The organism is Bacillus sp. SIMBA_005 (genome assembly GCF_046535585.1).
Taxonomy (GTDB): domain Bacteria; phylum Bacillota; class Bacilli; order Bacillales; family Bacillaceae; genus Bacillus; species Bacillus pumilus.
The window spans coordinates 1-234 of the sequence record NZ_JAWRWI010001221.1 but is presented as its reverse complement, the minus strand read 5'-3'; the positions used below and the strand labels follow the sequence as shown (position 1 = coordinate 234).

The window sequence follows — 234 nt, the reverse complement described above, 5'->3', positions numbered from 1 at the left end:
CAGCGCGATCGACGCGGGAACGGCGACGACGGTCGCGATCCGCGCGCGCAGGGACTGGTCCGCGCGCCGCGCGGCGACCCGTGCCAGCCCGCGCAGGCCCCAATGCACGGCGATGCCGAGGACAAGGGCGACGACGAGCGGCCAGGCGATGGTGGCGATCTGGTTCCAGTCCAGCGACATGAGGATTCCGGCTGACGGCAGGGCGCGATCGATTGTGCGGTGCAGCAGGTCCAG

Annotated in this window: 1 protein-coding gene; it reads right to left on the bottom strand. The window is 72.2% G+C overall.

Annotation, left to right across the window (positions count from 1 at the left end):
* The coding region (locus tag SB660_RS23940) for a hypothetical protein (RefSeq protein WP_410585112.1) at positions 1-234 on the bottom strand (234 nt) is incomplete at both ends.